Raw genomic sequence first — 17,545 nt, 5'->3', positions numbered from 1 at the left:
GAAAGGGCCCTGGCAGGCTGTTACAGCTCAGCGCAACATGCTCCGCGCCTCTAGCAGTTCATCGACCTCCAGCTCGGTGCCAAACGGCAGCCCCAGATGGCGGTAAGCCGGTAGCGCAGCCAATGGCCGGTGGCGCCCGCGCTGGCTGATGCAGCGGGCGATCTGCACGATGTCGATGTAATCGATCTTGTCCGTCTGGCGGTCCAGGTCATGAACCTGGCTTGGCAGGTGGACCAACTGCTCCGGAAACTCCCAGGCCTTGAGGATCTTGTCCCCCAGCACCGGCTGGAGTTGCTCGATCACGTAATGCAGGCAAACCGGGTCGGACAACAGTTCGTTGTGCTCTTCGGCATAGATGAGTACCGGCAGCGCGCCAATCTGGTTGACCAGCCCACCCAAGGTGGCCTGGTCAGGCTTGAGGGGTGTAAAGCGGCGGCAGATTTCGTAGCTGATGCCCGCCACTTCCAGGCTACTGGCCCAGATATCGCGCAGTTTCTGCTCGACTGCGGACGAGCGGGCATGGAAAATCTGCTCGATCACCAGGCCGATGGCCAGGTTGCAGCTGTAGTTGATGCCTAGCCGCGTGATGGCGGTATGCAGGTCGGTAACCTCGACCGCAGCACGCAGCAGTGGGCTGTTGACGACCTTGATCAGGCGTGCTGAAAGGGCCGCGTCGCGACCGATCACCTTGCTCAGGGCCGCTACGCTGATCTCGCTGTCTTCCGCTGCTTCGCGGATGCTCAAGGCAACCTCGGGCAGGGTTGGCAGGACCAGGTCATCCTTTTCGATGGCGTCGAGCAATTGTGCTTGAACCAACTCGGCCAGCTTGTTCATGGGCATGTCTACCGCAGTGGTGGTGCGGCCCCGCCACAAGGGTGGGGCAGGCTGGTCAGCGCTGGATTTCCCGGTCGCGGTCCAGTTCGTAAGGCAGGGTCAGTACCTGCAGGCGCGGGCCTTCGAGGCTGCCCAGGTGCAGGTTGCCGTCTTCCACCGCCTCGGCGCTGAGCACCGCGAGCAGTTCGCAGCCCGCGCCGTTGCCGGCAGCAATGACCACTTCACCGACCGACGAACCATGGGTGGGCGAGAAAATCTCGGCGCCCGGGGCCGGAATGGCCTGCTGGTCCAGTGCCAGGCGGTACTGGCGGCGTTTGAGTTTGCCCAGGTACTGCATGCGGGCGACGATTTCCTGGCCGGTGTAGCAGCCTTTCTTGAAGCTGACGCCGTCGACAGCCTGCAGGTTGATCATCTGCGGGATGAACAGCTCACGGGTCGGGCCCATGACCTGGCCGATACCTGCGCGAATCTGCCCCAGCAGCCAGTCGTTGATACTGCCTTCGGGCAGCGCTGCGGCAAGGGCCTGGCGTACAGGCTCGGCTTCAGCTGCCGGCACCCACAGTTCAACCCGGCCAGCGGATGCGGTGATGGCGATCAGCCTATCATGGCGCACGGTGCTACCGGCGGCTGCGGGCACGACAAGCCCCAGCGCCTGCAGTGCAGAGTCGCCACCTTGCAGGCCGAAGCGTACCCATGCTGTGCTTTCGTCGGTCAGCGTGGCCTTGGAGAACACGGCGTACTTTTTCAGGTCGGCCAGTTGTGCGTCGAGCAGTTCGCTGGCCATGGCCAGCAGGTAGCCGTTGCCTTCGGGCACTATACGGAAGCTCGACTGCATGCGTCCCTTGACCATGCAGCGGGCGCCGAGGCTGGCGTATTCCTGGCTGAGGTAGTTGATGTTGCAGGTCAGCTGGCCTTGCAGGAACTTGCCTGCATCGGAGCCGCGGACGGCGAGGATGCCCTCGTGGGACAGGGGGCAGAAGAAAGCGGAATCGGCCATGGGTCATCGCGGTGGCTAAAGACTGGCGGCCATCATAGAACGCCGGTAACAAAATAGGTAGGTGACTAGACCAACGCCCGGTGTCGCTTCGCGCGCCTGGCTGTATACTGGCGGCCCATTCGAGGAGGGCCCCATGGTCGAACAAACTGAACTCAACCGGCTTTTCTGGCACAGCCGCCGCGGCATGCTGGAACTGGACGTACTGCTGGTGCCTTTCACCCAGGAAGTCTACCCCACCCTCAATGAGACCGACCGTGAACTGTACGTGCGTCTCTTGAGCTGCGAGGATCAGGACATGTTCGGCTGGTTCATGGAGCGCACCGAGTCCGAAGACCCGGAACTGCAGCGCATGGTTCGCATCATTCTGGACCGTGTCCAGCCCAAGTGAGTGCTTCGAGTGCCGCTGGCAAGGCTCGCGCCTGCTGCTGGCGGTCTACCTGGCTTGTCAGGTTCTGGCGTGGCTTGCCGTGTGGGCGAGCCCGCTGCCCGGGTGGTTGGCCTTATCGGTTGTCGCCGCCTGCTCGGCCCACGCTTGCTGGGCCATTCCCCGACGTATTCTGCTGACCCATGACCATGCTGTTGTCGGCCTGCGCCGTGATGTGCGGGGCTGGCAGGTGCTCAGCCGTGCCCGTGGCTGGCAGCGGGTTCGGTTGTGCCGGGACAGCGTGGCGTTGCCACGGCTGGTGGTTTTGCGCTTTGAGCGGGTGGGGCGTTGGCTGGGGCAAAGCCAGTGCATACCTCAGGATGCGCTAGGGGCTGACGAGCATCGGCGCTTGCGGGTGCGGTTGAAGTTCAGCCGGCGGCGCTGGGCCGAGGTGAGCCGGGCATAGATCAAGACCGGGTCAGCTTCTTCGCGGGCTCGCCCGCTCCCACAGGTACCGCGCAATGCTGCAAGGCAGTCAAATTCCTGTGGCAGCGGGCGAGCCCACGAAGGCCGCGACGCCGTTTTCAGAGCGGGCTGAGGATGGTGTCCTTGGCCTCGTCCAGCATCCCCGGATAATCCAGTGTGTAATGCAACCCACGGCTTTCCTTGCGCTGCATGGCTGACAGGATCATCAGCTCGGCCACCTGCGCCAGGTTGCGCAGCTCGATCAGGTCACGGCTGACCTTGTAGTTGCTGTAGAACTCGTCGATTTCATCCAGCAGCAGGCGAATGCGGTGCTGGGCCCGCTGCAGGCGCTTGCTGGTGCGTACGATGCCGACGTAGTCCCACATGAAGCGCCGCAGTTCGTCCCAGTTGTGCGCAATGATCACATCCTCGTCCGAGTCGGTCACCTGGCTGGCGTCCCAGCCGGGCAAGGCCTTGGGCAGGGCCACTTGCTCCAGGTGCGCCTGGATGTCGGCAGCGGCGGCGCGACCATAGACAAAACATTCCAGCAGCGAGTTGCTGGCCATGCGGTTGGCGCCGTGCAGGCCGGTGAAACTGGTTTCGCCGATGGCATACAGGCCAGGCACGTCGGTGTGGCCGCAGTCGTCGACCATCACCCCGCCGCAGGTGTAATGCGCCGCAGGCACCACCGGTATCGGCTGACGGGTGATATCGATGCCAAAGGCCAGGCAGCGCTCGTACACCGTGGGGAAGTGGCTCTTGACGAAATCAGCAGGCTTGTGAGTGATGTCCAGGTATACGCAGTCCACGCCCAGGCGCTTCATCTCGTGGTCGATGGCGCGGGCCACGATGTCCCGGGGGGCCAGCTCTTCGCGCGGGTCGAAGCGCGGCATGAAACGTTCGCCGTTGGGCAGGCGCAGCAGGGCGCCTTCGCCGCGCAGGGCTTCGGTGATCAGGAAGCTCTTGGCCTGCGGGTGATACAGGCAGGTGGGGTGGAACTGGTTGAATTCCAGGTTCGCCACCCGGCAGCCGGCCCGCCAGGCCATGGCGATACCGTCGCCGCAGGCACCATCGGGGTTGCTGGTATAGAGGTAGACCTTGGCCGCACCGCCAGTGGCCAGCACGGTGAAGCGCGCGCCGAACGTGTCTACCTCACCGGTGTTGCGGTCGAGCACGTAGGCGCCCAGGCAGCGTTCGCCGGGTAGGCCCAGACGGCGTTCGGTGATCAGGTCGACCGCCACCCGCTGCTCCAGCAGCTGGATGTTCGGGCGCTGGCGAGCCTGTTCCAGCAGCGTCGTGAAAATTGCCGCGCCGGTAGCGTCGGCGGCGTGGATGATGCGCCGGTGGCTATGGCCCCCTTCACGGGTGAGGTGGAACTCGAAGCCACCATCGTCGACGCTGTAGTGCTCATCGCGGGTGAAGGGCACGCCTTGCTCGATCAGCCACTGGATCGCTTCGCGGCTGTGCTCGACGGTAAAGCGCACCGCGTCTTCATGGCACAGCCCGCCGCCAGCATTGAGGGTGTCCTCGACATGCGACTGCACAGTATCGGTATTGTCCAGCACGGCAGCGACGCCGCCCTGGGCCCAGAAGGTCGAGCCATTGGCCAGGTCGCCCTTGCTCAACACGGCAACGCGAAGGTGGTTGGGGAGGTTAAGTGCCAGGCTGAGACCGGCGGCACCGCTGCCGATCACCAGGACATCATGTTGGAATTGTTGGCTCATGTCGGGACACTAGTAATCTTTGGGAGGGGCACGGCACAATGGTCACGCGCGGATGGCATTGTGAAACTATCGTTAAACGTGGTCGGATGCCTTTATAGCAGCCCCAGGTGGCCAATTTCCATGCTGCCTGCCAGGTTGCGATAACCTTTGTGGGAACTTTCCGACATGGCCGGAAATCCTATGAAGGCTGCCCGCACGCCACAATTTGCCGCGGCGACGCAGGGCGGCAGGCCTTTCCGGGCTTTACCCCTGCGTATTTGAAACCTGATTATCGACGTAGCCGGCCGTGACCGCGCCGCGTCTTCCGTGCAAGCCGACCAAGGGCTGCAGGAAACTTGCTTGGAGGGGAGAACTTTTGCGCAAAGCCCGAGTCTATGGTTGCAAGCCTGAACGATGGCTGATGCAACGCTCCTTCGAGTTCACTGAGGAGTGTTCATGCTAACCCAGGAAGAGGATCAGCAGCTTGTCGAGCGCGTGCAGCGCGGCGACAGGCGAGCTTTCGATCTGTTGGTGCTGAAGTATCAGCACAAGATTCTCGGGTTGATCGTGCGGTTTGTCCACGATACCCACGAGGCCCAGGATGTAGCACAGGAAGCCTTCATCAAGGCCTACCGTGCGCTTGGCAACTTCCGCGGCGACAGTGCGTTTTATACGTGGCTGTACCGCATCGCCATCAACACGGCGAAGAACTACCTGGTGTCCCGTGGAAGACGGCCGCCAGACAGTGATGTGAGCTCCGAGGATGCGGAGTTTTACGACGGCGATCATGGCCTCAAGGATCTCGAGTCACCAGAGCGCTCGTTGTTGCGGGATGAAATCGAAGGCACCGTCCATCGCACCATCCAGCAACTGCCCGAAGACCTGCGTACGGCATTGACGCTACGCGAGTTCGACGGGCTGAGTTATGAAGACATTGCCAGTGTCATGCAATGTCCGGTGGGTACCGTGCGCTCTCGAATCTTCCGCGCTCGGGAGGCCATAGATAAAGCCCTGCAGCCGTTGTTGCAGGAAACCTGAGACAGCGGCGACAGCGCCAAGAGAGGAACCGCCATGAGTCGTGAAGCTTTGCAGGAATCGCTGTCCGCGGTGATGGATAACGAAGCGGATGAACTGGAATTGCGTCGGGTGTTGAACGCCGTCGACGAAGCCGAAACCCGTGCCACCTGGTCGCGTTACCAGGTTGCCCGTGCAGCCATGCACAAGGAGCTGCTGCTGCCTAATCTGGATATCGCCTCGGCGGTGTCTGCTGCACTGGCCGACGAAGCCGTGCCAGCCAAGGTCAAGAAAGGCCCCTGGCGCAGCATTGGCCGTCTGGCGGTAGCGGCCTCGGTTACCGTGGCGGTGCTGGCGGGTGTACGTATGTACAACCAGGACGAGATCACTGGGGCTGAGCTTGCTGCCCAGCAGCCAGTCCAGCAAGGCCTGAGTGTGCCACAAGCGCAAGGCCCGGCCGTTTTGGCAGGCTATAGTGAGAGCAGTGAGCAACCGACCGGGCCAATGGCCAATGGCGTGCTGCAGAACCAGGCCGGCTGGGATCAGCGTCTGCCAGGCTACCTGCGCCAGCATGCCCAGGAATCTGCGCTCAAGGGCACTGAAACCGCATTGCCGTATGCCCGCGCCGCCAGCCTGGAAAACCGTTAAGTAAGGAGGATCATGCGCGCGCTACCTCTCCTGTCGCTGCTGATTGGCAGCTGCATGACGGTGCCAGCATTGGCGGCCAATTCTTCGCCTGAGGCGAGTGAGTGGCTGAACAAGCTGGCACAGGCCGAGCAAAAACAGAGCTATCAAGGTTCGTTCGTCTACGAACGCAATGGCAGTTTCTCCTCTCACGACATCTGGCACAGGGTCGAGGACGGCAAAGTCAGCGAGCGGCTGTTGCAGCTTGATGGCACCGCCCAGGAAATCGTGCGCGTGGATGGCAAGGTGGAGTGCGTCAGTGGGGCCTTGGCCAGCGGTGTCATGGCGCCGCCGGACACCGCACCGCGTGTGCTTGATCCGCTGAAACTGATGGGCTGGTACGATTTGAGTGTGGCAGGCAAGTCGCGGGTCGCCGGGCGCGATGCCGTGATCATCACGCTCACTCCACGCGATCAGCACCGCTATGCTTTCGAATTGCATCTGGACCGTCACTCGGGCTTGCCGCTGCGTTCGTTGATGCTCAACGACAAGGGGCAGTTGCTGGAACGCTTCCAGATGACCCGTCTCGATATCGATGACATCCCCAGCGACGCAGACCTGCGTCCAGGTGCTGCTTGCAAGCCAGTGCAGCAACTGGCGGCCGGGAGCAATGATAGCGCCGCGGGTTGGCGTTCGGACTGGCTGCCACCCGGTTTCGAGCTGGTCAACAGCTCGGTACGCCGCGATCCCAAGCGCAACAGTTCGGTCAGCAGCCTGATGTACGACGACGGCCTGGCGCGTTTTTCGGTATTCATCGAGCAAGTGAGCGATGATGGCGGCACCGACATGCGCACCCAGTTAGGCCCGACCTCGGCGGTTTCGCGTCGCCTGAATACACCAAAGGGCAAAGTGATGGTGACCGTGGTTGGCGAAATCCCGCTGGGTACGGCAGAGCGCGTCGCCCTGTCGATGCGCCCCCAGGATGCCCAGGCGCGCCAGTAATGGCACGTTTTTGCGGGTTGAGCCAAGGTGGGCGGTCATGCGGCTGAAATGAAATTAAAGCATTGTCATTTGCAATCTATCGGCAAATTTTCTATAGGTCAGGCTTTGAAGAGCCTGGCCTTTTCTGCTTTGTGCAGGGGTCTTTCTAAACTACCGCTCGTTGTGACGGGAGTCGTATGTCAATACCACGCTTGAAATCCTACCTAATAATGTTCGCTGCTGTGCTGATGCTCGGCCAGGTACTCACCGCCCAGGCCGAGGAAGCCCTGCCGGACTTCACCACCCTGGTGGAGCAGGCTTCGCCGGCGGTGGTCAACATCAGTACCAAGCAGAAGCTGCCTGACCGCCGGATCGCGGCAGGTCAGATGCCGGACCTGGAAGGCCTGCCGCCGATGTTCCGTGAATTCTTCGAGCGCAACATGCCACAGCAGCCGCGCTCGCCGCGCGGCGACCGCCAGCGCGAGGCACAGTCGCTGGGCTCGGGCTTCATCATCTCCAGTGATGGCTATGTGCTGACCAATAACCATGTGGTGGCCGATGCTGATGAGATCATCGTCCGCCTGTCGGACCGCAGCGAGCTGCAGGCCAAGCTGGTCGGCACCGACCCGCGTACCGACGTGGCGCTGCTGAAGGTCGACGGCAAGAACCTGCCGACCGTGAAGCTGGGTGATTCCGAGAAGCTCAAGGTGGGCGAGTGGGTACTGGCCATCGGTTCCCCGTTCGGCTTCGACCATTCGGTGACCAAAGGTATTGTCAGCGCCAAGGGCCGGACCCTGCCCAATGACACCTACGTACCGTTCATCCAGACCGACGTTGCCATCAATCCGGGTAACTCCGGCGGCCCGCTGTTCAACATGAAAGGCGAAGTGGTGGGTATCAACTCGCAAATCTTCACCCGTTCTGGCGGTTTCATGGGCCTGTCGTTCGCCATCCCGATCGATGTGGCGATCGATGTCTCCAACCAGTTGAAGAAAGACGGCAAGGTCAGCCGCGGCTGGCTGGGCGTGGTGATTCAGGAGGTCAACAAGGACCTGGCTGAATCGTTCGGCCTGGACAAGCCGGCGGGTGCCCTGGTGGCCCAGGTGTTGGAAGACGGCCCGGCGGCCAAGGGCGGCCTGCAGGTGGGCGACGTGATCCTCAGCATGAACGGTCAGCCAATCGTCATGTCGGCCGATCTGCCGCACCTGGTTGGCAGCCTCAAGGATGGCGAGAAGGCCAAGCTGGAAATCATCCGCAACGGCAAACGCCAGACCCTCAACATCAGCGTCGGTGCACTGCCGGACGACGACGTCGACATCGGCACCGGTGCCGACGGCAGCGCCGAGCGCAGCAGCAACCGCCTGGGGGTATCGGTCGCCGACCTGACCGCCGAGCAGAAAAAGTCGCTGGAGCTCAAAGGTGGCGTGGTCATCAAGGAAGTGCAGGATGGCCCGGCAGCCATGATCGGCTTGCGCCCGGGTGATGTCATCAGCCATCTGAACAACCAGGCCATCGGTTCGGCCAAGGAATTCACCGAAATCGCCAAGGAACTGCCGAAGAACCGTTCTGTGTCGATGCGCGTGCTGCGTCAGGGCCGCGCCAGCTTCATCACCTTCAAGCTCGCTGAATAAGCGGTTTCGCAAGGCGAAAGGGCAGCTTCGGCTGCCCTTTTTCATGAATATTCACAATTGCGGGAATGATTGCTGTGTACAGTCGGACAGAGGAATCTCCCATAACCCAGCAGCTTAAGGTACAATTCCCGGCTATTTTTCGGCGGGCGTCCGGCTCGCAGCCTTTTCGAGTGTTGACCCGTGAGTGATTTGAGTCATATCCGCAATTTCTCCATCATCGCCCACATCGACCATGGCAAGTCGACGCTGGCTGACCGTTTCATCCAGATGTGCGGCGGCCTGACGGCGCGCGAGATGGAAGCCCAGGTGCTCGATTCCATGGACCTGGAGCGTGAGCGCGGTATCACCATCAAGGCCCACAGCGTCACGCTTCACTACAAGGCGCAGGACGGCAAGATCTACCAGCTGAACTTCATCGATACCCCCGGCCACGTCGACTTCACCTACGAAGTCTCGCGCTCGCTGGCGGCCTGTGAGGGGGCGCTGCTGGTGGTCGACGCCGGCCAGGGCGTGGAAGCCCAGTCCGTAGCCAACTGCTACACCGCCATTGAGCAGGGCCTGGAGGTCATGCCGGTCCTGAACAAGATGGACCTGCCCCAGGCCGACCCTGACCGTGTCAAGGACGAGATCGAGAAGATCATCGGTATCGACGCCACCGACGCCGTAGCCTGCAGCGCCAAGAGCGGCATGGGCGTGGACGAGGTGCTCGAGCGCCTGGTGCACACCATCCCCGCGCCGAAAGGCGAGATCGATGCACCGCTGCAAGCCCTGATCATCGACTCCTGGTTCGACAACTACCTGGGTGTGGTCTCGCTGGTGCGCGTGCGCCAGGGCCGCGTCAAGAAAGGCGACAAGATCCTGGTCAAGTCCACCGGCAAGGTGCACCTGGTCGACAGCGTCGGTGTCTTCACCCCGAAACATACCCAGACTGCCGATCTGAAAGCCGGTGAAGTAGGCTTCATCATCGCCAGCATCAAGGACATTCACGGCGCCCCGGTTGGCGACACCCTGACCCTGTCCTCGACCCCTGAGGTCGAAGTGTTGCCAGGCTTCAAGAAGATCCAGCCGCAGGTCTACGCCGGCCTGTTCCCGGTCAGCTCCGACGACTTCGAGGATTTCCGCGACGCTTTGCAGAAGCTGACCCTGAACGACTCCTCGCTGCAGTACATGCCGGAAAGCTCCGACGCGCTGGGCTTTGGCTTCCGTTGCGGTTTCCTGGGCATGTTGCACATGGAGATCATCCAGGAGCGCCTGGAGCGCGAGTACGACCTGGACCTGATCACCACCGCACCAAGCGTGATCTACGAGCTGGAGTTGAAAACCGGCGAAACCATCGTCGTCGACAACCCGTCCAAGCTGCCGGACGTCTCGGCTGTAGCCGACTTCCGCGAGCCGATCGTCACCGCGACCATCCTGGTCCCGCAAGAGCACCTGGGCAACGTCATCACCCTGTGCATCGAGAAGCGTGGCGTACAGCGCGACATGCAGTTCCTCGGCAGCCAGGTGCAGGTGCGTTACGACATGCCGATGAACGAAGTGGTGCTCGACTTCTTCGACCGTCTCAAATCCACCAGCCGCGGCTATGCTTCGCTGGACTACCATTTCGACCGCTACCAGTCGGCCAACCTGGTCAAGCTGGATGTACTGATCAACGGCGACAAGGTCGATGCCCTGGCATTGATCGTGCACCGCGACAACGCGGCCTACAAAGGCCGTGCGTTGACCGAGAAGATGAAGGAACTGATCCCTCGGCAGATGTTCGACGTAGCGATCCAGGCAGCCATTGGCGGCCAGATCATTGCGCGGACAACCGTCAAGGCGCTCAGAAAGAACGTACTGGCCAAGTGCTACGGCGGTGACGTCAGCCGTAAGAAAAAGCTGCTGGAGAAGCAGAAGGCCGGTAAGAAACGCATGAAACAGGTGGGCAATGTGGAAATTCCACAAGAAGCCTTCCTCGCCGTGCTCAGGTTGGATAGCTAGGTCCTATGTCGCTAAATTTCCCGCTGTTGCTAGTCATCGCCGTCTTCATCTGCGGTCTGCTGGGCTTGATCGACCTGCTGTTCCTGGCTCCGCGCCGGCGTGCGGCAATCGCCAACTATCAAGGCAGCGTCAGCCAGCCTGAGATGGCGGTGGTCGAACGGCTGAACAAGGAGCCGTTGCTGGTCGAGTACGGCAAGTCGTTCTTCCCGGTGCTGTTCATCGTGCTGGTGCTGCGTTCGTTCCTGGTCGAGCCGTTCCAGATCCCTTCGGGATCGATGAAGCCGACCCTGGAAGTGGGCGACTTCATCCTGGTGAACAAGTTCTCGTACGGCATTCGCCTGCCGGTGATCGACAAGAAGGTCATTGCGGTCGGTGACCCGCAACGCGGGGATGTGATGGTGTTCCGCTACCCGAGCGACCCGAATGTCAACTACATCAAGCGTGTGGTCGGCCTGCCGGGTGACGTGGTCCGCTACACCAACGACAAGCGGCTGTTCGTCAACGGTCAGTCCGTTGCCGAACAACTGGTGGGCAGCGAGCCGGGTACCCTGGGCAGCGCTCAGCTGTACAAGGAAAAGCTCGGCGAGACCGAGCACCTGATCCGCAAGGAAATGAGCCGTTATCGCATGCCGCCGGACCAGCAGTGGACCGTGCCAGCGGGCCATTACTTCATGATGGGCGACAACCGCGACAACTCCAACGATAGCCGTTTCTGGGATGACCCAAACATTCCCAAGGAACTGCACGGCATGGTTCCGGACCGGAACATTGTCGGCAAGGCCTTCGCGGTGTGGATGAGCTGGCCAGAGCCCAAGCTCAGCCACTTGCCCAACCTGTCGCGGGTTGGCCTGATCCATTGATACCCATCGGCGCTGTCCAGCAGGCAGCGCCGAATGCATTTCTGACATAGGCTGTGTTCTCAGGGATCGGGAGATTCGCCGCAGATCGATCGGCGGACCACAGCCAAACAGTCTTTCAGGATGTTGATTTGAACAACGCGTTGAACAACGATCGGGTGGCCGCATGAGTGCTTCCCTTGCCGGTCTGGAGCGAAAGCTCGGTTACACCTTCAAGAACCAGGACCAGATGCTCCTGGCGCTGACCCATCGCAGTTACGCCGGGCGCAACAATGAGCGCCTGGAGTTCCTCGGTGACGCCATTCTCAACTTCGTTGCCGGTGAAGCGCTGTTCGAGCGTTTTCCGCAGGCCCGTGAAGGCCAGTTGTCGCGGCTGCGTGCGCGGCTGGTCAAGGGTGAGACCCTGGCCCGTCTGGCCCGTGGATTTGACCTGGGCGATTACCTGCGCCTGGGTTCCGGAGAACTCAAGAGCGGCGGCTTTCGCCGCGAGTCGATCCTGGCCGACGCCCTGGAGGCACTGATTGGTGCCATCTACCTGGACGCTGACATGGACACCGCCCGGGAGCGCATCCTGGCCTGGCTGGCCGATGAGTTTGAAGGCCTGACACTGGTCGACACCAATAAAGATCCGAAAACCCGCCTGCAAGAGTTCCTGCAGTCGCGCAGCTGTGAGCTGCCGCGTTACGAAGTAGTGGATATCCAGGGTGAACCACACTGCCGGACCTTCTTCGTCGAATGCGAAGTGGTACTGCTGAACAACAAGAGCCGTGGTCAGGGCGTTAGCCGGCGTATTGCCGAGCAAGTCGCCGCCGCGTCTGCACTGATCGCCCTGGGCGTGGAGAATGGCAATGACTGATAGCAACCCGACCCGCTGCGGCTACGTAGCCATTGTCGGCCGCCCCAACGTCGGCAAGTCGACCCTGCTCAACCACATCCTCGGTCAGAAGCTGGCGATTACCTCGCGCAAGCCCCAGACCACCCGCCACAACATGCTCGGCATCAAGACCGAAGGTGATGTGCAGGCGATCTATGTCGATACCCCGGGGATGCACAAGGCCAACGACAAGGCACTGAACCGCTACATGAACCGCAACGCCTCGGCAGCCCTCAAGGACGTCGACGTGGTTATCTTCGTGGTCGACCGTACCAAGTGGACCGACGAGGACCAGCTGGTTCTGGAGCGCGTGCAGTATGTGACCGGCCCGCTGATCATCGCAGTCAACAAGACCGACCGCATGGAAGAGAAAGCCGAGCTGATCCCGCACCTGCAGTGGCTCCAAGAGCAACTGCCGAACGCCGAGGTGATGCCGATTTCCGCGCAGCAGGGGCACAACCTTGAAGCGCTGGAAGCACAGATCGCCAAGCACCTGCCCGAGAACGATCATTTCTTCCCCGAAGACCAGATCACCGACCGTAGCAGCCGCTTCCTCGCCGCTGAACTGGTACGCGAGAAAATCATGCGCCAGTTGGGTGCGGAGCTGCCGTACCAGATCACCGTCGAAATCGAGGAATTCAAGCAGCAGGGTCATGTGCTGCACATTCACGCGCTGATCCTGGTTGAGCGCGACGGCCAGAAGAAAATCATCATTGGTGACAAGGGCGAGCGCATCAAGCGCATCGGGTCCGAGGCGCGCAAGGACATGGAAGTGCTGTTCGATTCCAAGATCATGCTCAACCTGTGGGTCAAGGTCAAAGGCGGCTGGTCCGATGACGAGCGTGCACTGCGTTCGCTGGGCTACGGCGACCTGTAATTACCTGACCGGTCGGTTATTGCTGTGGGAGCGGGCGTGCCCGCGAATGCGATAGTGAGTTCACTGACGCTTTCGCGGGCACGCCCGCTCCCACACGTACATCAGGCCCCAGAGATAGTGCATGGACCAACCCACCCCCCAGCCAGCCTACGTACTGCATAGCCGTGCCTACAAGGAAACCAGCGCGCTGGTGGACTTTTTCACCCCGCAGGGCCGCATGCGTGCCGTGTTGCGTCGCGCACGGGGTAAGGGCGGCAGCCTGGTGCGACCGTTCGTGTCGCTGGAGGTGGAGCTGCGTGGGCGCGGCGAGTTGAAGAATGTCGGCCGCATGGACAGCACCGGCATCGCCGCCTGGCTACACGGCGATGCCCTGTTCAGCGGGTTGTACCTCAATGAGCTGCTGATGCGCCTGCTGCCTGCCGAAGCGCCGTTCCCGGCCCTGTTCGAGCACTACGCCTTGACCTTGCAGGCACTGAGCGCCGGGCGCCCGCTGGAACCCCTGCTGCGCTCGTTCGAATGGCGGCTGCTGGACGAACTCGGTTATGCGTTTTCCTTGCACCATGACGTCGACGAGCAGCCCATTGCCGCCGATGGCCTGTACCGCTTGCGCGTCGATGCCGGCCTGGAGCGGGTAGAGCTGGCGCAGCCCGGTTTGTTCCGTGGCACCGAACTGCTGGCCCTGGCCCAAACCGACTGGGACGCCCCTGGCGCCTTGCTTGCCGCGAAGCGGCTGATGCGCCAGGCACTGGCGGTTCACCTGGGGGCAAAACCGTTGGTCAGCCGGGAACTGTTTCGCAAGCGCTGATCAGGACGTATGCTGTTGGGCTCAATCTTCAGGAGAGCCTTTCGTGACTCACAGCAACCGCATGCTTCTTGGCGTAAACATCGACCACGTGGCGACCCTGCGCCAGGCCCGTGGCACGCGCTACCCTGACCCGGTCAAGGCAGCCCTGGACGCCGAGGAAGCAGGCGCCGATGGCATCACCGTGCACCTGCGTGAAGACCGCCGGCACATCCAGGAGCGTGATGTCTTGCTGCTCAAGGATGTGCTGCAAACCCGCATGAACTTCGAGATGGGCGTCACCGAAGAGATGATGGCCTTTGCCGAGAAGATTCGCCCGGCGCACATCTGCCTGGTTCCCGAAACCCGTCAGGAGCTGACCACCGAAGGCGGCCTGGATGTGGCGGGGCAGGAAGCGCGGATCAAGGCTGCAGTGGAACGGCTGGCGCGTACCGGTGCCGAGGTGTCGCTGTTCATCGACGCCGACGAGCGGCAGATCGAGGCCTCGCGTCGGGTTGGCGCACCGGCCATCGAGCTTCACACTGGTCGTTATGCCGATGCCGAAACCCCTACCGAAGTGGCTGAAGAGCTCAAGCGGATCGTCGATGGTGTGGCGTTTGGCGTGGGGCAGGGGCTGATCGTCAATGCGGGTCACGGGCTGCACTACCACAACGTCGAGGCGGTGGCGGCGATCAAGGGTATCAATGAGCTTAACATTGGCCATGCACTGGTGGCGCATGCCCTGTTTGTCGGCTTCAAGGCTGCTGTGGCTGAAATGAAGGCGCTGATCGTGGCGGCTTCGCGCTGATTGTTGGTCGCCTGTACCGGCCTCTTCGCGGGCTTGCCCGCTCCCACAGGGGCTGCACAGCCTCAAGGCCTGCGGGGTACCTGTGGGAGCGGGCAAGCCCGCGAAGAGGCCGGTACAGGCGGCCGATCACTCGGCAGGAAACACCAAGGTAAACCGGGTAGGCCCCAGGGGGCAGCTGCTCACCTCGACCCGCCCGCCATGCAACTGCATGATCGACTTCACGATCGCCAACCCCAACCCGGTCCCGCCCTCCAGCCGCGAGCGCCCCGAACCTACCCGGTAAAACCGCTCGAACAAGCGCGACTGTTGCTCTTCAGCCACCCCCGGCCCCTGGTTCTCCACGGATAGCCGTACTTCGCTGCCCGAGCGTTCGATGCGCAGAGCTATGGGTTTACCCTCCGGACTGTGCCGTATGGCGTTGCTCAACAGGTTCGACAGTGCCCGCTGAAACATCAGCCGGTCTCCCTGCGCTGTTCCCCAGCCTTGAACGCTTAGCTCAATTTCTTTCAGCTCGGCACTGTAGGCAAACAGCTCGACAACCCGCGCTGCCTCGTCGGCCAGCGCCAAGGGCTTCAATGCGACCTGCGTATGCGGCTGGCTGACTTGGGCAAGAAACAGCATGTCGTTGATGATGCGGTTGAGCCGGGTCAGCTCTTCGATACTGTCTTCCAGCACTTCCCGATAGTTGGCGTTGTCCCGCTCACGGGCCAGTGTCACCTGCGCCTTGCCCATCAGGTTGCCCAAGGGTGTACGCAGTTCATGGGCCAGGTCGTCAGAGAACTGCGACAACTGCCTGACACCTTGGTCGAGGCGGTCGAGCATCACGTTGATACTGCCGGCCAGTTCCGCCAGTTCCTGTGGCAAGCAGGTAGCGGGCAGGCGATGCTGCAGGTCCTGGGCCGACACCTGCCCGGCAATGCGCCGGAAGTGCCGCAACGGTTTCAGGCCGCGCTGCATCAGCCACCATGCCCCCGCACCAATCAAAACCAGTAGCAGTGGCAATGCGAGCAACGTGGAGTGCAGGTAGGCTTGCAGCAGGGCGTTGTCGTCGGCGCGGTTGAGCGACATCATCACCTTGACGGGGGTGTTGTCGCGCAGGCGCATCAGCCGGGTAACGGTGAGGATCTGGTTACCGCCGCTGTCACGCCAGGCGTGAAAGGCCAGGCGCGCATCGGTGTGCAGTTCACCGACCCGCGATTCCAGGGCCGGGCCGAGGCTGAGCAGGTGGGGGTGGCGGCCGTCGAGGGCCAGTACACTGAGGCTCAGGTTGTCATGCCCCATCACCAGATCCAGCAGTGGATGGGCGCGGCTGCCCAGGTCCTCGCTGCGCAGGTCGACACGCAGGTTGTGTTCGACCTGAAGCATCTTGCGCGCCAAATCCTTGCGCGCGCGGCTGTCCAGTTCGTGATCCAGGGCAAACACGGCCAGGCAGGCCAGCAGCAGCACCAATGCGGCGCCCATCAATGTAACGCTCAGGCCCAGGCGTAACGACAGGCTGGCGTTTTTCAAAGGCGAGCCTCAAGTACGTAGCCCACACCACGCAGGGTATGGATCAGCTTGTTGTCGAACGGGTCGTCGATCTTCGCCCGCAGGCGCCGGATCGAGACCTCGACCACGTTGGTGTCGCAGTCGAAGTTCATGTCCCACACCAGTGAGATGATCTGCGTGCGCGACAACACTTCGCCAGTCTGGCGCATTAGCAGGTGCAGCAGGGCGAACTCCTTGGCGGTCAGGTCGATGCGTTGCCCGGCGCGGTAGGCGCGGTGGCGGCCGGGGTCCAGCTCCAGGTCAGCGACGCGCAGGGTGCTGGGTTGCAGTTGCTGGTCGTTGCGGCGCAGCAGGCTGCGGATGCGCGCCAGTAGCTCAGGAAACTCAAAAGGTTTGAGCAGGTAGTCATCCGCGCCCAGGTCCAGGCCTCTTACCCGATCGGCCAAGCGACCGTGGGCGGTAAGCATCATGATGCGCGTGGCCGATTCGGCACGTAGCCGCTGCAGCACGGTCCAGCCATCGATTTCGGGCAAGTTGACGTCGAGGATGATCAGGTCATAGGCCTGTTGGCGGGCCAGGTGCAGGCCGTCGGTGCCTGTGCGGGCGCAGTCGACCACGTAACCGTTTTCGCGCAGGCCTTGTTGCAGGTAGTCGGCGGTACGCAGCTCGTCCTCGATGATCAGTAGGCGCATTGGGGGCTCGGTGTGTTGAAAGGGGGCGATTCTTGACCCTGTAGTGACATCAGGGTCAAGGGCCCCCATGTTACGGCATGAAAAAAGGCCTGCGATGCAGATAACGGATTTGTAATTCTGCTGTTATCTGGCGGTCTGTTCGGGCCTCTTCGCGGATAAACCCGTTCCTGTAGGAGTGGGTTTACCCGCGAAGAGGCCCGAACAGTCCACACAAGGCCACATTGCAGGACTGTAATCCCCGCCTCACCTTGCCGTTAGCCAGCCCTCGCTAGGATGGCCGTGTCCGATCGGTTACTACGAGGCAAACACGATGAACCTGACCAAATACCTGCTGTTGGCCACCCTTGCCCTGGGCAGCGCCAGTGTTTATGCCGAGGGCGGTGCGGAGCGCTCCAGGCAGTTCTGGCAAGCCTTCCGCGAAGACCAGCAGCGACTGCACGGCGACAAGCAACAGGTTGTTGCAGAGCGCGAGCGCAATGCGCAAGAGAAGGCGCGTGAGGTGGCCAAGGATTGAGGTAACAACACCTGCGCCGCGACGGCTCCTCGCCGCAGGTGTATTCAGGCGCCCATGCGGG

The 17,545-nt window shown here is 61.9% G+C and carries 18 protein-coding genes; 13 read left to right on the top strand and 5 right to left on the bottom strand.

From position 1 onward, the window contains the following. Positions 1 to 27: 27 nt before the first annotated feature. Both ACF8RA_RS03880 and ACF8RA_RS03875 read right to left on the bottom strand, forming a co-directional pair. A complete protein-coding gene (locus ACF8RA_RS03880; RefSeq protein WP_176682677.1) occupies positions 28 to 834 on the bottom strand; it encodes an HDOD domain-containing protein in 807 nt (268 codons plus the stop codon). Between the two features lie 55 nt (positions 835 to 889). Next, a complete protein-coding gene (locus tag ACF8RA_RS03875; protein ID WP_176682678.1) occupies positions 890 to 1,831 on the bottom strand; it encodes a folate-binding protein YgfZ in 942 nt (313 codons plus the stop codon). Positions 1,832 to 1,964: 133 nt separating this feature from the next. Between ACF8RA_RS03875 and ACF8RA_RS03870 the strand changes: the two genes are divergently transcribed. Both ACF8RA_RS03870 and ACF8RA_RS03865 read left to right on the top strand, forming a co-directional pair. After that, the gene (locus ACF8RA_RS03870; protein ID WP_003252043.1) at positions 1,965 to 2,219 is read left to right on the top strand and encodes a succinate dehydrogenase assembly factor 2; all 255 of its coding nucleotides are present in this window, start codon (positions 1,965 to 1,967) and stop codon (positions 2,217 to 2,219) included. After that, a complete protein-coding gene (locus tag ACF8RA_RS03865) occupies positions 2,203 to 2,661 on the top strand; it encodes a protein YgfX (protein ID WP_176682679.1) in 459 nt (152 codons plus the stop codon). Before ACF8RA_RS03870 ends, ACF8RA_RS03865 begins: the two co-directional genes overlap by 17 nt. Before the next feature lie 118 nt (positions 2,662 to 2,779). On the opposite strand, the gene nadB is transcribed toward ACF8RA_RS03865, so the two are convergent. Beyond that, entirely contained in the window at positions 2,780 to 4,384 is a 1,605-nt protein-coding gene (nadB, locus tag ACF8RA_RS03860; RefSeq protein ID WP_176682680.1) for an L-aspartate oxidase, read from the bottom strand. A gap of 435 nt (positions 4,385 to 4,819) precedes the next feature. Here nadB and rpoE point away from each other — a divergent pair, with 435 nt between their 5' ends. The 10 genes from rpoE to pdxJ all read left to right on the top strand — a co-directional run bounded on the left by rpoE (position 4,820) and on the right by pdxJ (position 14,790). Then, entirely contained in the window at positions 4,820 to 5,401 is a 582-nt protein-coding gene (rpoE, locus tag ACF8RA_RS03855) for an RNA polymerase sigma factor RpoE (protein WP_003252049.1), read from the top strand. A gap of 33 nt (positions 5,402 to 5,434) precedes the next feature. Then, complete coding sequence (locus tag ACF8RA_RS03850) at positions 5,435 to 6,025, top strand: sigma-E factor negative regulatory protein (protein WP_209963777.1); 591 nt, start codon at positions 5,435 to 5,437, stop codon at positions 6,023 to 6,025. A 12-nt stretch (positions 6,026 to 6,037) separates the two neighbouring features. Next, entirely contained in the window at positions 6,038 to 7,003 is a 966-nt protein-coding gene (locus ACF8RA_RS03845) for a MucB/RseB C-terminal domain-containing protein (RefSeq protein WP_176682682.1), read from the top strand. Between the two features lie 209 nt (positions 7,004 to 7,212). Then, positions 7,213 to 8,613, top strand: coding sequence for a DegQ family serine endoprotease (locus ACF8RA_RS03840; RefSeq protein WP_370844091.1), 1,401 nt, complete (start codon positions 7,213 to 7,215; stop codon positions 8,611 to 8,613). A 180-nt stretch (positions 8,614 to 8,793) separates the two neighbouring features. Further along, positions 8,794 to 10,593, top strand: a complete 1,800-nt coding sequence (gene lepA, locus ACF8RA_RS03835; RefSeq protein WP_176682684.1) for a translation elongation factor 4 — start codon at positions 8,794 to 8,796, stop codon at positions 10,591 to 10,593. A gap of 5 nt (positions 10,594 to 10,598) precedes the next feature. Beyond that, positions 10,599 to 11,453, top strand: coding sequence for a signal peptidase I (gene lepB / locus ACF8RA_RS03830; RefSeq protein WP_176682685.1), 855 nt, complete (start codon positions 10,599 to 10,601; stop codon positions 11,451 to 11,453). Positions 11,454 to 11,616: 163 nt separating this feature from the next. After that, a complete protein-coding gene (gene rnc / locus ACF8RA_RS03825; protein ID WP_003252059.1) occupies positions 11,617 to 12,306 on the top strand; it encodes a ribonuclease III in 690 nt (229 codons plus the stop codon). Further along, positions 12,299 to 13,201, top strand: a complete 903-nt coding sequence (gene era / locus ACF8RA_RS03820; RefSeq protein ID WP_392518807.1) for a GTPase Era — start codon at positions 12,299 to 12,301, stop codon at positions 13,199 to 13,201. Before rnc ends, era begins: the two co-directional genes overlap by 8 nt. Positions 13,202 to 13,322: 121 nt before the next feature. Then, the gene (gene recO / locus ACF8RA_RS03815) at positions 13,323 to 14,006 is read left to right on the top strand and encodes a DNA repair protein RecO (protein ID WP_176682686.1); all 684 of its coding nucleotides are present in this window, start codon (positions 13,323 to 13,325) and stop codon (positions 14,004 to 14,006) included. Between the two features lie 61 nt (positions 14,007 to 14,067). After that, positions 14,068 to 14,790 carry a pyridoxine 5'-phosphate synthase gene (pdxJ, locus tag ACF8RA_RS03810; RefSeq protein ID WP_218115272.1) on the top strand — a complete coding sequence of 241 codons (723 nt, stop codon included), beginning with the start codon at positions 14,068 to 14,070 and terminating at the stop codon, positions 14,788 to 14,790. A gap of 126 nt (positions 14,791 to 14,916) precedes the next feature. On the opposite strand, the gene ACF8RA_RS03805 is transcribed toward pdxJ, so the two are convergent. Both ACF8RA_RS03805 and ACF8RA_RS03800 read right to left on the bottom strand, forming a co-directional pair. Continuing rightward, positions 14,917 to 16,299 (bottom strand): heavy metal sensor histidine kinase, encoded by a 1,383-nt coding sequence (locus ACF8RA_RS03805; RefSeq protein WP_392460544.1) that lies wholly within the window; start codon positions 16,297 to 16,299, stop codon positions 14,917 to 14,919. Next, positions 16,296 to 16,970, bottom strand: coding sequence for a heavy metal response regulator transcription factor (locus tag ACF8RA_RS03800; protein ID WP_176682688.1), 675 nt, complete (start codon positions 16,968 to 16,970; stop codon positions 16,296 to 16,298). Before ACF8RA_RS03800 ends, ACF8RA_RS03805 begins: the two co-directional genes overlap by 4 nt. 310 nt (positions 16,971 to 17,280) lie before the next feature. Here ACF8RA_RS03800 and ACF8RA_RS03795 point away from each other — a divergent pair, with 310 nt between their 5' ends. Further along, complete coding sequence (locus tag ACF8RA_RS03795; RefSeq protein ID WP_392487763.1) at positions 17,281 to 17,484, top strand: hypothetical protein; 204 nt, start codon at positions 17,281 to 17,283, stop codon at positions 17,482 to 17,484. The last annotated feature ends 61 nt before the right edge of the window (positions 17,485 to 17,545 follow it).

The sequence above is a fragment of the Pseudomonas sp. FYR_5 genome (genome assembly GCF_043106315.1).
GTDB classification, from domain to species: Bacteria; Pseudomonadota; Gammaproteobacteria; order Pseudomonadales; family Pseudomonadaceae; genus Aquipseudomonas; species Aquipseudomonas putida_Y.
Note: the sequence above shows the minus strand (reverse complement) of the source record. Positions and strands in the feature narration are given on the sequence as shown.

Coding starts and splice junctions, on each gene's coding strand:
- ACF8RA_RS03875 (WP_176682678.1), bottom strand. CDS start 1,831: ATGGCCGATTCCGCTTTCTTCTGCCCCCTGTCCCACGAGGGCATCCTC.
- lepB (WP_176682685.1), top strand. CDS start 10,599: ATGTCGCTAAATTTCCCGCTGTTGCTAGTCATCGCCGTCTTCATCTGC.
- ACF8RA_RS03870 (WP_003252043.1), top strand. CDS start 1,965: ATGGTCGAACAAACTGAACTCAACCGGCTTTTCTGGCACAGCCGCCGC.
- recO (WP_176682686.1), top strand. CDS start 13,323: ATGGACCAACCCACCCCCCAGCCAGCCTACGTACTGCATAGCCGTGCC.
- ACF8RA_RS03850 (WP_209963777.1), top strand. CDS start 5,435: ATGAGTCGTGAAGCTTTGCAGGAATCGCTGTCCGCGGTGATGGATAAC.
- nadB (WP_176682680.1), bottom strand. CDS start 4,384: ATGAGCCAACAATTCCAACATGATGTCCTGGTGATCGGCAGCGGTGCC.
- rnc (WP_003252059.1), top strand. CDS start 11,617: ATGAGTGCTTCCCTTGCCGGTCTGGAGCGAAAGCTCGGTTACACCTTC.
- ACF8RA_RS03840 (WP_370844091.1), top strand. CDS start 7,213: ATGTTCGCTGCTGTGCTGATGCTCGGCCAGGTACTCACCGCCCAGGCC.
- ACF8RA_RS03795 (WP_392487763.1), top strand. CDS start 17,281: ATGAACCTGACCAAATACCTGCTGTTGGCCACCCTTGCCCTGGGCAGC.
- ACF8RA_RS03880 (WP_176682677.1), bottom strand. CDS start 834: ATGAACAAGCTGGCCGAGTTGGTTCAAGCACAATTGCTCGACGCCATC.
- pdxJ (WP_218115272.1), top strand. CDS start 14,068: ATGCTTCTTGGCGTAAACATCGACCACGTGGCGACCCTGCGCCAGGCC.
- era (WP_392518807.1), top strand. CDS start 12,299: ATGACTGATAGCAACCCGACCCGCTGCGGCTACGTAGCCATTGTCGGC.
- rpoE (WP_003252049.1), top strand. CDS start 4,820: ATGCTAACCCAGGAAGAGGATCAGCAGCTTGTCGAGCGCGTGCAGCGC.
- ACF8RA_RS03845 (WP_176682682.1), top strand. CDS start 6,038: ATGCGCGCGCTACCTCTCCTGTCGCTGCTGATTGGCAGCTGCATGACG.
- ACF8RA_RS03800 (WP_176682688.1), bottom strand. CDS start 16,970: ATGCGCCTACTGATCATCGAGGACGAGCTGCGTACCGCCGACTACCTG.